This window comes from Marilutibacter maris, assembly GCF_003233695.1.
Classification (GTDB): Bacteria; Pseudomonadota; Gammaproteobacteria; order Xanthomonadales; family Xanthomonadaceae; genus Marilutibacter; species Marilutibacter maris.
Window position 1 is genome coordinate 1,499,554 of record NZ_CP029843.1, and the last position, 13,287, is coordinate 1,512,840.

Consider the following 13,287-nt stretch of genomic DNA (forward strand, 5'->3'; position numbering starts at 1 on the left):
GGGCCTGGCGCAAAACGACGGCGGCGCCGGACACCGCAGTGCCCAGCGCGATCGGGTCGCGCATTCTAACGCGGCCCTGCTGACAGACCCTGACAGCAGAGCCGGTGCCGCCGCGAGCTACGGTCGCGCTTCCAGGACCAGGTTGAACGGGGTCTCGGTGGCGCGGCGGAAGTGTCCGAAGCCGGCCTCGTCCATCAGCTCGCGCAGCCGTGCCTCGCCGGCCTGGGCGCCGAGCGCGGGACCATTGCGGGCCAGCGACACCGGTACGCAGATCTGCGAGGAGGCGCCGTAGTAGAGCCGGCCGACCGGATTGAGGTTGCTTTCCACGCTGTCGCCGGCGAAGGGTTCGACCAGCATGCAGCAGCCGTCGTCGCTGAGCGCGCGGCGCGCATGGCGCGCGGCCCCGATCGGATCGGCCATGTCATGCAGGCAGTCGAAGAAGGCGATGAGGTCGAAGCCCTTGCCGTCGTAACCGGTCGCGTCGGCGACTTCGAAGCTGGCGTTGTCGATGCCGGCGTCGCGGGCGCGCTGGCGGGCGACATCGATCGACGGCGGGTGGTAGTCGTAGCCGACGAACTGGCTGGCGGGAAATGCCCGCGCCATCAGCAGGGTGCTGGCGCCATGGCCGCAGCCGACGTCGGCGACCCTGCCGCCGGCACCGAGCCGGTCGACCGTGCCGTCGAGCGCGGGCAGCCATTCGCCGAGCAGGTGGGCGTTGTAGCCGGCGCGGAAGAAGCGTTCGGTGCCGTGGAACAGGCAGGCGTGATGCTCGCCCCATTCCATGCCGTCGCCGCTGCGGAAGTTGTCGCGGGTGCGTTCCAGCGCGTGGAACACCGCCTCGATGATGCTGTAGGCGCCGGGCACGTCGACCGGGCTGTCCGGGTCGGCCATGCACAGGACCTGCTCTTCGGTCATCGAATAGGTGTCGCTGGCCGGGTCGTACTCGACGTAGCCGCCGGCGGCCTGGTTGGCCAGCCATTCGCGCACGTAGCGCTCGTGGGTGCCGGTGCTCGCCGCCAGCCCGGCCGAGCTGGTCGGTCCCTTGGCGAGGGCCTTGTACAGGCCGAGCTGGTCGCCGATCAGGACCAGGGTGGCGCTCATCGCGCCGCCCAGGTCGCCGAGTGCGCGGCCAAGGAACTGGTTGAGGCGGTCCTGGTCGATCATGTGGGCTCCTGGAGTCGGGCCCATCCGTGGGGACGCGGCGCGGCCCGCCGCAGGCTCCCCTGTCCTGCTGTCAACGGAATGCGGAGGCAGAAACGGACGCGCCCGCGAAGGCGCGGGCGGCAGCGGTCGGACGCGGACTCAGGAGGCGGCCTGCAGCGGCGGCGGCTCGAGGTCGAGCACCACCCGCACCAGTCCCGGGGCTTCCTGCATGTGCTCGCGGACGAAGCCCAGCGACTGCGCCAGTTGCAGCATCGGCTGGTTGTGCTCGAACACGTCGCCGTAGACGCGATGCACCTTCTTGCCGCGCGCCCACTTGACCAACCGGGTCATCAGGTAGCGGCCCAGGCCCATGCCGGCGATGTAATGGCTGACCAGGATCGCGAACTCGGCGTCGTTGCTGGCATCGTCGATCGCGATCCGGGCGACCGCTCCGACCAGGGCCTCGCCGGGCGGCAGCGGCTCGGCGGCGACCAGGGCGAACTCGGTCTTGGGGTTGACCCGGGAGAAGCGGTCGGCCGCTTCCGGAGTCAGCTCCTTGACCGCGTGCAGGAAGCGCTGGCGGACCTCGTCGGGCTGCAACAGGCTGAAGCCCTCGCGCAATGGAACCGCGTCCTCGGGCCGGATCGGGCGTATCAGCACCTCGCGCCCGTTGGGCAGGCGCTGGTATTCGTGCCAGGGCGGGAGCCGTTCACGCAAGGCCATGGGCAAATGATCGCACAGGGGGTGGGGGCGACTTCTTCATGCGGCTGTCACGTCCTCTTCTACGCCAGTGGCCGATGGCCGGCGTCTGCCATCAGTAACGGCAACCGACGGCGGGAGCGGTCGCGCCGGCCCGTGCCCGGGGCGCGCCGCCATCACCGGCGGTCGCCGGCCGATGCTAGACTCGCGCCGCCTGCGCAACCGGCGCGTCGCGCCGACGCGATGCCGGTCCGCGAGCCAGGAAGGCAGGTGCGTGATCGGGCCGGCATGGCCGCGATCCACGCGACTCCGCGCGCGGTGCAGCGCGCGGACGCTGTCCGGGCGTGTCCAGGATGGATGCGCTCCGATTCGTCCCCCAAAAAACCGATGGAGTGACCCGATGGCCGGTGGTGGTGATTCGACCCGAGCGATTTTCTTCGCGCTGGGCGCCAATTTCGCGATTGCCTGCGCGAAGGGCGTGGCAGCGTTCTTCACCGGCTCAGGCGCGATGCTGGCCGAGACCGTCCACTCGCTGGCCGACTGCGGCAATCAGGGGCTGCTGCTGCTGGGAATGAAGCAGGCCAAGCGCCCGGCCTCGCCCGATCACCCGCTGGGCTTCGGCAAGGCGGTGTATTTCTGGTCGTTCCTGGTCGCGGTGATGCTGTTCTCGGTCGGCGGCATGTTCTCGCTGTACGAGGGCATCCACAAGTTGCAGCACCCCGAGCCGCTGAAGCAGTGGTGGTGGGCGGTCGGCGTGCTGATCTTCGGCATCGTGGTGGAGGGCATCTCGATGCGCGCCTGCATGCAGGAAGTGAACAAGTCGCGTGGCGACCGCGGGATCTGGCAGTGGTTCCGCGAGAGCCGCCAGAGCGAGCTGGTGGTGATCTTCGGCGAGGACCTCGCGGCCCTGCTGGGCCTGATGTTCGCCCTGGTCGCGGTGGTGCTGGCGGTGGTCACCGGCAATCCGATCTGGGATGCGGTCGGCACGATCGGCATCGGCGTGCTGTTGATCGTGATCGCGGTGCTGGTCGCGGTCGAGGTCAAGGCGATGCTGATCGGCCAGAGCGTGGACCCGGAACGCCAGCGCCAGATCCGCGCCTTCCTCGACACCCGTCCGGAGATCGAGCGGGTCATCAGCCTGATCACCCTGCAGTTGGGCAACGACATGATGGTCTCGGTGCAGGCGCAGATGCGCGACAGCGGCGACAGCCGTTCCCTGGTGGAACGGATCAACGGCGTCGAGCGCGCGCTGAAGCAGACCTTCCCGGACGTGCGCTGGAGCTTCTTCGAGCCGGACGTGAAGGCCGGGATCTGAGCGCGTGAGCCGGCTCTGAGCCTCAGGTCGCGGCCTTGAGCCAGTCCAGGCGCCAGCAGGCGCCGGCCTGGCCGAGTCCGGCGACCAGTTCGGGCAGGGCCGCGGCCAGGGCGGTATCGAGCCGCCAGGGCGGATTGAGCAGGAGCAGGCCGCTGCCGTTCATCCGCAGCGGCGAGTCGTCCGGATGCACCATCAGTTCGGCGACGAAGGACGATTTCGCCGGCAGCGTGGCCGCGCGGCGCAGGAACGGTTGCAGCGAGCGCCGCCGCTTGATCGGGTACCACAGCGCGTATACCGCCTGCGGCCAGCGCTCCAGCGACTGCCGCAGCGCCGCCAGCGCGTGGTCGAACTCCTCCAGCTGGGCCTCGTAGGGCGGGTCGATCAGGACCAGGCCGCGGGCGAAACGGGTGTCGCCGATCCGCGGCGGCAGCAGCGCCTTGAGCGCGGCATAGCCGTCGCGCTGATGGACGGCGACGCGCGGGTCGCGGGAAAAGACCGTGCGCAGGGCCTCGGCTTCCTCCGGTTGCAGTTCGCAGGCGGCGACGCGGTCGTGTTCGCGCAATGCGTGCGCGAGCAGCCAGGGCGAGCCCGGGTAGGCTTCGGCGCCGTGCGCCATCCGGCAGGCCTGCACCGCCCGCAGGTAGCGCTCCAGCGGCGCGCACTGGCGCGGCAGTTCGAGCAGGCGGCCGATCCCGTCGGCGGCCTCGCCGGTGCGCCGGGCGGCGTCGGCGTCGAGCCGGTACAGGCCGCGGCCGGCATGGGTGTCCAGCGCGAACAGCGGCGCCGGCTTCGCGGTCAGCGCGTCGCAGACCGCCAGCAGCACCACGTGCTTGAGGACGTCGGCGTGGTTGCCGGCATGGAAGGCATGGCGATAGTTCATGGGGTGCCGGGGGCAGGGACGTACGTCCATTCTGCCTGTTGCGCGCGCAGCGGTGTGCGTGGGTACGCGATCGGGGCGGCCGGCCGTGAATTGCATAAGATTAGCCGGCCCCCGCTGCCCGGCTCCAACCCCATGCGCATTCTCCTGGTCGAAGACGAAACCGCGATCGCCGCCACCGTGCAGTACGCCCTGCAGGCGGCGGGATTCGGCGTCGACCATTGCCTGACCGGCGACGAGGCGCGGCGGCTGGCCGGCGCCGTCCAGCACGATCTGGCGATCCTCGACATCGGCCTGCCCGACGTCAGCGGGCTCGACCTGTGCCGCGAGCTGCGCCGGCACCGCGACCTGCCGGTGATCTTCCTGACCGCACAGGACGGCGAGATCGACCGCATCCTCGGCCTGGAACTGGGCGCCGACGATTACGTGACCAAGCCGTTCTCGCCGCGCGAGCTGGTCGCGCGGGTGCGGGTGGTGCTGCGCCGCGGCCAGCGCCAGGCGGGGCCGGTGCAGGCCGCCGGCGATTTCGAACACGATTGCGACGGCCGCCGGATCCGCTACCGCGGCCAGCTGCTGGACCTGACCCGCTACGAATACGGTCTGTTGGCCGCGCTGCTGCAGCGTCCCGGCGCGGTGCTGTCGCGGGCCCAGTTGATGGACCGGGTCTGGGGCGATGCGCTGGAGAGCGGCGACCGTACCGTCGACACCCACGTCAAGACGGTGCGCGCCAAGCTGCGCGAACTCGATGGCGATGCCGATCCGATCCGGACCCATCGCGGCCTGGGCTATTCGATCGACGTCGGCGGCGGCGACGCCGGCATGGTCTGAGCGACGACGGCACGGCCATGAAGATCGGACTGCGGATTTTTCTCGGTTACTTCCTGATCGTGGCGTTGGCGGCGATGCTGCTGGCGCGGGTGTTCCTGGCCGAGGTCAAGCCCGGCGTGCGCCAGGCGATGGAGGACACCCTGGTTGACAGCGCCAACGTGCTGGCCGAACTGGCGACCGACGACTTCCTCGCCGGGCGCATCGACGACGGCGCCTTCGCCGGCCGCATCCGCGCGCTGCAACGGCGCGATCTCGGCGCCGAGATCTGGGGCTTCGGCAAGCGCGCCGCCCAGTACCGCGTCTACATCACCGACGCCCGCGGCATCGTGGTGTTCGACAGCAGCGGTCGCGACCTGGGCAAGGACTATTCGCGCTGGAACGATGTCTACCTGACCCTGCGCGGCCGCTACGGTGCCCGTTCCAGCCCGGAGAGCCCCGACGCCCCGAATGCGACGGTGATGCACGTCGCCGCGCCGATCCGCGATGTCGACGGCCGCATCGTCGGCTCGCTGACGGTGGCCAAGCCCAACCGCGCCATCGAGCCGTTCATCGCCCGCAGCCAACGGGTGGTGCTGTCGTGGGGCCTGCTGCTGCTGGGGGTGGCATTGGCGGTCGGAGTGGTCGCCGCATGGTGGCTGTCGCGGCAACTGCAGGGGTTGCAGCGTTATGCCGGCGAGGTCACCGCCGGCGAGCGCACCCTGCCGCCGAAGTCCAGCGGCGAGTTCAAGGCGCTCGGCGAGGCGCTGGAGACCATGCGCACGCGGCTGGAGGGCAAGCAGTACGTCGAACAGTACGTGCACACGCTGACCCATGAGATGAAGAGCCCGCTGGCGGCGATCCGCGGCAGTGCCGAGCTGCTGGAGGGCGCGCACGAGGGCGGCGAGGGCGGGACCGCGCCGGCGATGGCCGAAGCCGATCGCGCCCGCTTCGCGGCCAGCATCCGCCACCAGAGCGAGCGGCTGGCGCAGATGATCGACAAACTGCTGGCGCTGGCCTCGGTCGAGCACCGGCAGCGCCTGGAGAACCCGCAGCCGCTGGCGCTGGACGTGTTGATCGCCGAGGCCGCCGACGCCGCAAGGCCGGGGCTGGAGCGGGCCGGGGTGTCGTGCCGGGTGATGCCCGGCGATGTCGCGCCGCGGGTGCTCGGCGATGCGTTCCTGATGCGCCAGGCGCTGGTCAACCTGATCGAGAATGCCGCCGACTTCTCCGCCCGCGGTGGCCGGGTCGAGATCGCGGTCGATGTCGATGGCGACGGGCTGCGCATCGATGTGCGCGATCGCGGCGCCGGCATCCCGGGATATGCGCTGGAGCGGGTGTTCGAGCGCTTCTACTCGCTGGCCCGGCCGGACGGCGGCAGCCGCAGCAGCGGGCTGGGCCTGAGCTTCGTCGCCGAGGTCGCGGCCCTGCACGGCGGCCGCGCGGCGCTGCGCAACCGCGACGGCGGGGGGGCGGTCGCCAGTCTGTGGCTGCCGGTGCCACCGCCGTCCTGAACATCACTTCACCCTCGCTTCACCGTCGCGCCATCGTCGCTCCGCAACCGCCGCCGATCCTGTCGGCCTCGCAACGATGTTCGACAGGAGAGGGACATGCGACTGTGGTTGAAGGTGTTGATGGTGGCGGGGATGACCCTGGCCATCCTGGTGCCGCTGCTGATGGTGCGCGGCGTGATCGGCGAGCGTCAGCAGTATCGGGCCGAGGCGGTGGCCGAGGTCGCGCGCAGCTACGCCGGGGCGCAGGCGTTCGCCGGGCCGGTGCTGGTGGTGCCGTATACCGAGACCGTGCTGGTCGAGGAGGAGGACGAGGACGGCAAGCCGCGCCTGGTCGAACGCGACCGCGACGGGCAATGGGTGTTCTTCCCGCAGACCCTGGAGGTGGGCGGACCGCTGCGTCCCGAAACCCGCAGGCTGGGCCTGCACGAGGTCCGGGTCTACGAGTGGGAGGCGGTCGCGCAGGCGACATTCCGCGCCGCGATCCCGCGCGATGAGGACGGCAGCCGCAATCTGAGGGTCGGCGAGGCGCGGCTGGGCTATGGAATCGCCGACGTGCGCGGCCTGCTGGCGCCGCCGCAGATGCGGCTCAACGGCAACAGCGTCGAGATCGAGGACGGCCTCGGCGATGGCAGCGGTGCCGGCGTGCACGTGAAGCTGGCGGCGCCGGAGCAGGGCGAACAACTGGTGCTCGATACCCGCCTGGAGTTCACCCTCGGCGGCACCGAGTCGCTGTCGTTGGTGCCGCTGGGCAAGAACAACGACTTCGCGATCGACTCGACCTGGCAGCACCCGCGCTTCTCCGGCAGCTTCCTGCCGCGCAGCCGCGAGATCGACGACAACGGCTTCAGCGCCGACTGGCAGGTGGCCTCGGTGGCGACCAACGCCCAGCGTCAGTACCTGGACGGCCGGCACCTGCCCGAGGTCGGGCTCGATCCGGTCAGCGGCGAGCGCTACATGTTCGACACCTCCGGCTCGCTCGATGCGGTCAGGGTCACCCTGGTCGAGCCGGTCAATGTCTACTCGCAGGCCGACCGCGCGACCAAGTACGGCCTGCTGTTCGTGCTGCTGACCTTCGTCGGCTTCTTCATCTTCGAGCTGGTCAAGCACCTGCCGATCCACCCGATCCAGTACGGCCTGGTCGGACTGGCGCTGGCGATCTTCTTCCTGCTGCTGGTGAGCCTGAGCGAGCACATCGCATTCGGCTGGGCCTACCTGATCGCCGCCGCCGCCTGCATCGGCCTGTTGGGCTTCTACCTCAGCGCGGTGCTGCGCAGCGTCGGCCGCGGTCTGGGCTTCGCGACCATGCTGGGCCTGCTGTACGCGGCGCTGTACGGCCTGCTGGTGTCCGAGGACAACGCCCTGGTGCTGGGTTCGGGCCTGTTGTTCGTGATCCTGGCGGCGCTGATGACGGTGACCCGCAAGGTCGACTGGTACCAACTGGCCGGGCGCCGCGCCGGCTGATGCGCGCCGCTGGCGGCAGGGCGCTCAAGCTGTCCCCCGGGTGAACGAAGGAGTGGTCCAAGGCCCATGGAAGGGCCATCCGGCGGCGCTACGGCGGATTTTGCCGCATGGGCGGTCTCCGCGGCCGGTCCGCTGCCCCTAGAATCGCGAGATGGACGCGCATATCTCCCCCGCCATCCGTGTGGTGTCCGGTCCGGCAATCGCCCCCTACGTCGACGACCTGGCGCGCCTGCGCAGCGAGGTCTTCCGTCAGTGGCCCTACCTGTACGACGGCGATGCCGCCTACGAGGCGAAGTACCTGCAGGTCTATCTCGACTCGCCGTTCAGCGTCGTGGTGCTGGTGCTCGACGGCGACACGGTGGTCGGCGCTTCGACCGGCCTGCCGCTGGTCGACGCCGAAGCGGCCTTCCGCGCACCCTTTGCCGAGGCCTCGATCGACCCGGCGGAGGTGTTCTACTGCGGCGAATCGGTGTTGCTGCCGCGCTATCGCGGCCGTGGCTTCGGTCACCGTTTCTTCGAGGAGCGCGAGGCGCACGCGCGATCGGTCGGCGGTTTTGCCTGGACCGGGTTCTGCGCGGTCGAGCGCGCCGCCGACGATCCGCGCCGACCGCCGTTCCACCGCGACAACGACGCCTTCTGGCGCCGGCGCCGTTACACCCCGCATTCGCGCCTGGCGGTGACGATGCCCTGGCGCGAAGTCGGCAGCGGCGAGGTCGGGCACACCCTGCGCTACTGGCTGCGTCCGCTGGAGCGTTCGGTTTGATCGCATCCGCGACGGACACGGCGCCGTCCCCACTGCAGGTCGCCGCCGCCAGGTACCGGATCGAGCCACGGCCGGCCGGCTTCGATTTCGACGGCTTCGCCCGCAAGCAGGCCGACTGGCTGGGCGAGGCGCGCCGGCTCGGCGCGCGCCTGGCGGTGTTGCCGGAGTACCTGTCGCTGGAGTTGGCGGCGGCCTTTGCGCCGGCGGTCCACGCCGACCTGGGCGCGTCGCTGGAGGCGATCCAGTCCCTGCACGCGCCGTGGATGCGGTTGTTCACGCGTCTGGCCGGCGAGCTGGACATGCATGTCGTCGCCGGCAGCTTCCTGCTCGCGACCGGCGATGGCCGCTATCGCAACCGCAGCTACCGCTTCGCGCCGGATGGCGGACACGATTGGCAGGACAAGTTGCAGCTGACCGGATTCGAGAAGCAGCTCGTTGGCGACGGGATTGGTCTGATCGAGCCGGGCGATGCGCTCGGCGTCTATCCGGTCGATGGCGTGCGCGCCGGCACCGCGGTCTGCTACGACAGCGAGTTCCCGTTGCCGGTGCGGGCCCAGCGTGAGGCCGGCATGCGGGTCCTGGTCGTGCCCAGTTGCACCGATACCGAGGCCGGCGCGACCCGGGTCCGGATCGGCTGCCTGGCGCGCGCGCTGGAGAACCGCTGTTTCGTCGTGCAGTCGGTCACCGCCGGCGAGGCGCCCTGGAGTCCGGCGCTGGACCGCAATACCGGCGAGGCGGCGGTGTACGCGCCGATGGACGTGGGCCTGCCCGCCGACGGCGTGCTGGCGACGACCCGCGGCGACGCGCGCTGGGCGGTGGCGGCGCTGGATTTCGCCGCATTGGACGCCACTCGCGCCCAGGCCCAGGTCGCCAACGACCGCGACTGGCCCGGCCAGCACGCACCGGCGATCGTCAGGGCGAAGCTGGTGGGCACCAGACCGTAGCCGCAGCGCACATCGGCGGAGGCCCGAGGCTTGCGCGGCAAACTTTGGCAGGTATCCGGGCAAGGCCCGGATGCCGCCCCCCTGTAGGAGCGGCGTGAGCCGCGATGAGGCATTCATGGGAAGTCCCATCGCGGCTTACGCCGCTCCTACGGCATCGAGACGTTTGCTCCTGCCCCTTGGTGCGGGCGCGATTCGCGCGCAGCGCGAATGGGGCGTGGAGGCGCACCGGCGGGGCCCGATGCTTGCGCGGCAAACTTTGACAGGTATCCGGGCAAGGCCCGGGAATCGCGACTCACGCCGTTCGACCGGTCGCGCCCTTCAGCAGCGCTCAGAACAGGCTGACCCCGGGCACCAGCCACAGGGACAACGCGGCCAGCGCGGTGCCGATGCCGGTGGCGGCAAGCACGTCGCTGGGATAGTGCAGGCCCAGCACCACCCGCGACAGCGCCACGCTGGCGGTGAACGGCACCAGCAGCCACGCCAGCAGCGGGTAGTGGGCGCAGGCGACCAGGCTGAAGGCGACCGCGTGCAGGGTGTGCCCCGACGGGAAGCTGAACTCGTCCAGCGGCGCGATCAGCGCGTGGATGCGGCGGTCGGAGGCGAACGGCCGCGGGCGCCGGGTCCAGCGCTTGAGCAGCTTGTACAGGGTCAGCGCGATCAGTCCGGTCGCGGCCATGTGCGCGGACGCGGCCAGGCCGGCCATGCCGTCGGCAAGCACCAGTACCGCCATCAAGGCGTACCAGAACACCCCGTCGCCGAGTCGGCTGATCGCGGCGAAGTAGCTGCACGACGAGCTGCGCCGTTCGCCCCAGCGGTTGGCGCGCAGGCACCAGCCCGAGTCGCCGTGCATCGCCCCGTCGATCAGTCGTTTATGCAGTGGCAACCGTTGCATCGCGGCTTCTCCTGGCGAGCCCTTCGAGTACGGCATCGAGATCGGCGGCGACCTGTTCGGGTCGCAGCGCGCTGACGGCTTCGCGGCAGGCGCGGGACATCGCCTGCCGCAGTGGTTCGTCGCCGGCGATGCGGACCGCGGCGGCGACGAAGGCATCGTCGTCGCCATCGGCGATCGCGGCGCCGTCGCGGCCGTCGCGCAGGTGTTCGCGCGCGGCGCCGTAGTCGAAGGCGACCGTCGGCACCCCGCTGGCCATCGCTTCCAGGGTCACGTTGCCGAAGGTCTCGCTGCGGCTGGGGAACGGGAACAGGTCGGCGCTGGCGCAGTGGCGCGACAGCGACTCGCCGCGCTGCATGCCGCAGAACACGAAGTCCGGATGCTGTTGCTGCAGTCGGGCCCGCTCGGGACCGTCGCCGATCCAGACGAAGCGGGCCTCCGGGCGCACCCGCTGGATCTCGCGGAAGCTGCGTACCGCCAGTTCGAGGTTCTTCTCGGCGGCGATCCGGCCCAGGTAGAGCACGGCCAGACCGTCGTCGTCGACGCCCCAGCTGCGGCGCAGCCCGGCATCGCGATGGCCGGCGTCGAAGGCACGGGTGTCGACCGCGCGCGGCAGCCGCACCACGTTGTCGAAGCGGTTGTCGCGCAGGAAGCGGGCCAGTTCGTGGGTCGGTACCAGGGTCGCATCGGCGCGGTTGTGGAAGCGGCGCATCCACGCCAGTGCGGGGCCGGTCATGAACGCCAGGCCATAGTCGCGCATGTACTCGTCGAAGCGGGTGTGGAACCCGGCCGCGACCGGAATGCGCAGGCGCCGGGCGGTGCGCAGCGCCGACCAGCCCAGCGGGCCCTCGGTGGCGATGTAGATCGCGTCGGGACGCTGCCGCCGCCAGTGCGCGGCGAGCCGGCGGCCGGCGGGCAGGCCGAAGCGCAGCCCCGGATAGCGCGGCAGCGGCAGACCCGGCACCAGTTGCTCGTGCGCGTCCGCGCGGTCATCGCCGCCCTGGCGCGGACGAACCACGCCGACCTCGTGACCGCGGGCGCGAAGACCACGCTCCAGGCCGCTGACGGTCAGTGCGACGCCGTTGATCTCCGGCGGGTAGGTCTCGGTGACGATGGTGTAGCGCATGCACGCCTCCCCCGGCCCCTCGGCAGGGTTGCGAGCATCCTGAGGCGGACAGGTGTAGTCGTCGTTGCAGTCAGGTGACGCGCGGATGACGCAGGCGCCGGCCGGGCCCGGGCGGTCAGCCGGCGCTCATGAAGCGGGCGCGAAAGCCGGGGCGGGCGCCGGTGCGCGGCGGTCGTCAGTCGGTGACGAACTCGAACGACACGCCCAGTCCCGCGATGTCGCCGGTCTCGCCCTCGAGGTCGGCCTGCAGCAGCGGACGCGCCTCCAGCCAGCGCCGCGACAGGGTCAGCGCCAGATGGTTGCCGTCGACGATCAGGTCCAGCCGGGGCATCGGGTCGGGTTCGTGCGAGCGGTGCATCAGCACCGACAGCCGCAGCAGCGCGGCGCTGCGCCGGGCCGGGTCGAGCAGGCGGTCGGGCAGGGAGTCGAACGCGGATTTGGGAATCCGGCGGCGATGGGTACGGATCAGGGCGGCGAGAAACTGCTGTTGCTGGCGCGAGAAGCCGGAAATGTCGGAGTTCTCGGCCAGGTAGGCGCCGTGCACGTGGTACTGGCTGTGGGCGATCGCCAGGCCGATCTCGTGCAGGCGCGCGGCGTGGACCAGCATCACCCGGTCGTCGTCGTCCAGCGCCCAGGCCTCGGCGGCCTGGTCGAACAGCCGCAGCGCGGTGGCCTCGACCCGGCGCGCCTGGCCGGCGTCGATGTCGTAGCGCTGCATCAGCGCGGCGACCGCGGTCTCGCGCGGATCGTGGGCGCCGCCGCGGCCGACCATGTCGTACAGCACGCCCTCGCGCATCGCCGCCTTGCTGACCATCATCCGTTGCAGGCCCAGCGCATCGAACGCGGCTTCCAGCACCAGCACGCCGCCGGCGATCACCGGTCGGCGTTCGTTCGACAGGCCCGGCAGGTCGATGTCGGCGATGGTCGAGGCCTGCAGCAGGCGTTCGCGCACCTGCGGCAGCGCCTCGGCGGTGACCGCACCCTTGGTCAGCTTCATCGACCGGCAGATCTCGCCGATCGCCTTGCAGGTGCCGGAGGCGCCCAGCACTTCGTTCCAGCCCAGGGCCCGGTAGGCGCCGGTGAATTGCTGGAATTCGGCGCTGACCTCGGCCAGCGCGGCGTTCCATTTCTTCTTCGACAGCTTGCCGTTGCCGAAGAAGCGGCGGGTGCTGGCGACGCAGCCGACCTGCAGGCTCTCGCGTTCGATGGCCTCGAAGCCCGAGCCGATGATGCACTCGGTGGAGCCGCCGCCGATGTCGATGACCAGGCGTAACTGGTCGGGCTTGGGCGGCTGCGCATGGGCGACGCCCAGGTAGATCAGGCGTGCCTCCTCGCGGCCGGACACCACTTCGATCGCATGCCCGAGGGCGGTCTCGGCCGGGACCAGGAAAGCCTGCGGCTGGGCCAGCCGGCGCACCGTGTTGGTGGCGATCGCGCGTACCCGCTGCGGCGGGATGTCGCGCAAGCGCTGGCCGAAGCGGGCCAGGCAGTCGAGCGCGCGCGCCTTCACCTCCGGCGCCAGTCCGCCCTTGCCGTCGAGGCCCTCGGCCAGGCGCACCGTCTCGCGCAGGCGATCGACGATGCGCAACTGTCCCAGCGTGTAGCGGGACACCATCATGTGGAAGCTGTTGGACCCCAGGTCCACCGCGGCGACCAGGTCGCCATCCTTCAGGGGGAGTCGTGCCGCGTGGAGCAGTCCGTTCATGCGGAAATGATCGCCTACCGGGCTGTTGAAGAACAGCCCGGCAGGCC

12 protein-coding genes are annotated in these 13,287 nt (G+C 70.8%); 6 read left to right on the plus strand and 6 right to left on the minus strand.

Translation table 11 applies throughout. The features are described 5' to 3' along the window. Positions 1–117: 117 nt before the first annotated feature. Both C9I47_RS06575 and C9I47_RS06580 read right to left on the minus strand, forming a co-directional pair. Positions 118–1,164, minus strand: a complete 1,047-nt coding sequence (locus C9I47_RS06575; RefSeq protein ID WP_111266039.1) for a class I SAM-dependent methyltransferase — start codon at positions 1,162–1,164, stop codon at positions 118–120. 138 nt (positions 1,165–1,302) lie between these two features. Further along, a complete protein-coding gene (locus C9I47_RS06580; protein WP_111266040.1) occupies positions 1,303–1,866 on the minus strand; it encodes a GNAT family N-acetyltransferase in 564 nt (187 codons plus the stop codon). Between the two features lie 376 nt (positions 1,867–2,242). On the opposite strand from C9I47_RS06580, the gene C9I47_RS06585 reads away from it, so the two are divergent. Beyond that, complete coding sequence (locus C9I47_RS06585) at positions 2,243–3,157, plus strand: cation diffusion facilitator family transporter (protein WP_111266041.1); 915 nt, start codon at positions 2,243–2,245, stop codon at positions 3,155–3,157. A gap of 22 nt (positions 3,158–3,179) precedes the next feature. Here C9I47_RS06585 and C9I47_RS06590 read toward each other — a convergent pair whose 3' ends face one another. Next, on the minus strand, positions 3,180–4,037 hold the full coding sequence (locus C9I47_RS06590; protein ID WP_111266042.1) for a 23S rRNA (adenine(2030)-N(6))-methyltransferase RlmJ: 858 nt from the start codon (positions 4,035–4,037) through the stop codon (positions 3,180–3,182). A gap of 132 nt (positions 4,038–4,169) precedes the next feature. On the opposite strand from C9I47_RS06590, the gene creB reads away from it, so the two are divergent. The 5 genes from creB to C9I47_RS06615 all read left to right on the plus strand — a co-directional run bounded on the left by creB (position 4,170) and on the right by C9I47_RS06615 (position 9,520). Further along, a complete protein-coding gene (gene creB / locus C9I47_RS06595) occupies positions 4,170–4,862 on the plus strand; it encodes a two-component system response regulator CreB (protein ID WP_111266043.1) in 693 nt (230 codons plus the stop codon). 17 nt (positions 4,863–4,879) lie between these two features. Further along, positions 4,880–6,352 carry a two-component system sensor histidine kinase CreC gene (creC, locus tag C9I47_RS06600; protein WP_111266044.1) on the plus strand — a complete coding sequence of 491 codons (1,473 nt, stop codon included), beginning with the start codon at positions 4,880–4,882 and terminating at the stop codon, positions 6,350–6,352. 96 nt (positions 6,353–6,448) lie between these two features. After that, the gene (creD, locus tag C9I47_RS06605; RefSeq protein ID WP_111266045.1) at positions 6,449–7,813 is read left to right on the plus strand and encodes a cell envelope integrity protein CreD; all 1,365 of its coding nucleotides are present in this window, start codon (positions 6,449–6,451) and stop codon (positions 7,811–7,813) included. A gap of 151 nt (positions 7,814–7,964) precedes the next feature. After that, entirely contained in the window at positions 7,965–8,576 is a 612-nt protein-coding gene (locus tag C9I47_RS06610) for a GNAT family N-acetyltransferase (RefSeq protein ID WP_111266046.1), read from the plus strand. A 32-nt stretch (positions 8,577–8,608) separates the two neighbouring features. Further along, positions 8,609–9,520: a nitrilase-related carbon-nitrogen hydrolase gene (locus C9I47_RS06615; RefSeq protein ID WP_111268003.1), complete on the plus strand. Its 912-nt coding sequence runs from the start codon at positions 8,609–8,611 to the stop codon at positions 9,518–9,520. A 328-nt stretch (positions 9,521–9,848) separates the two neighbouring features. Here C9I47_RS06615 and C9I47_RS06620 read toward each other — a convergent pair whose 3' ends face one another. From C9I47_RS06620 to ppx, 3 genes are all read right to left on the minus strand, one after another. Beyond that, a complete protein-coding gene (locus C9I47_RS06620; RefSeq protein WP_111266047.1) occupies positions 9,849–10,370 on the minus strand; it encodes a phosphatase PAP2 family protein in 522 nt (173 codons plus the stop codon). 19 nt (positions 10,371–10,389) lie between these two features. After that, positions 10,390–11,535, minus strand: coding sequence for a glycosyltransferase family 4 protein (locus C9I47_RS06625; protein WP_111266048.1), 1,146 nt, complete (start codon positions 11,533–11,535; stop codon positions 10,390–10,392). A 175-nt stretch (positions 11,536–11,710) separates the two neighbouring features. Further along, positions 11,711–13,240 carry an exopolyphosphatase gene (gene ppx / locus C9I47_RS06630; protein WP_111268004.1) on the minus strand — a complete coding sequence of 510 codons (1,530 nt, stop codon included), beginning with the start codon at positions 13,238–13,240 and terminating at the stop codon, positions 11,711–11,713. Positions 13,241–13,287 lie beyond the last annotated feature (47 nt).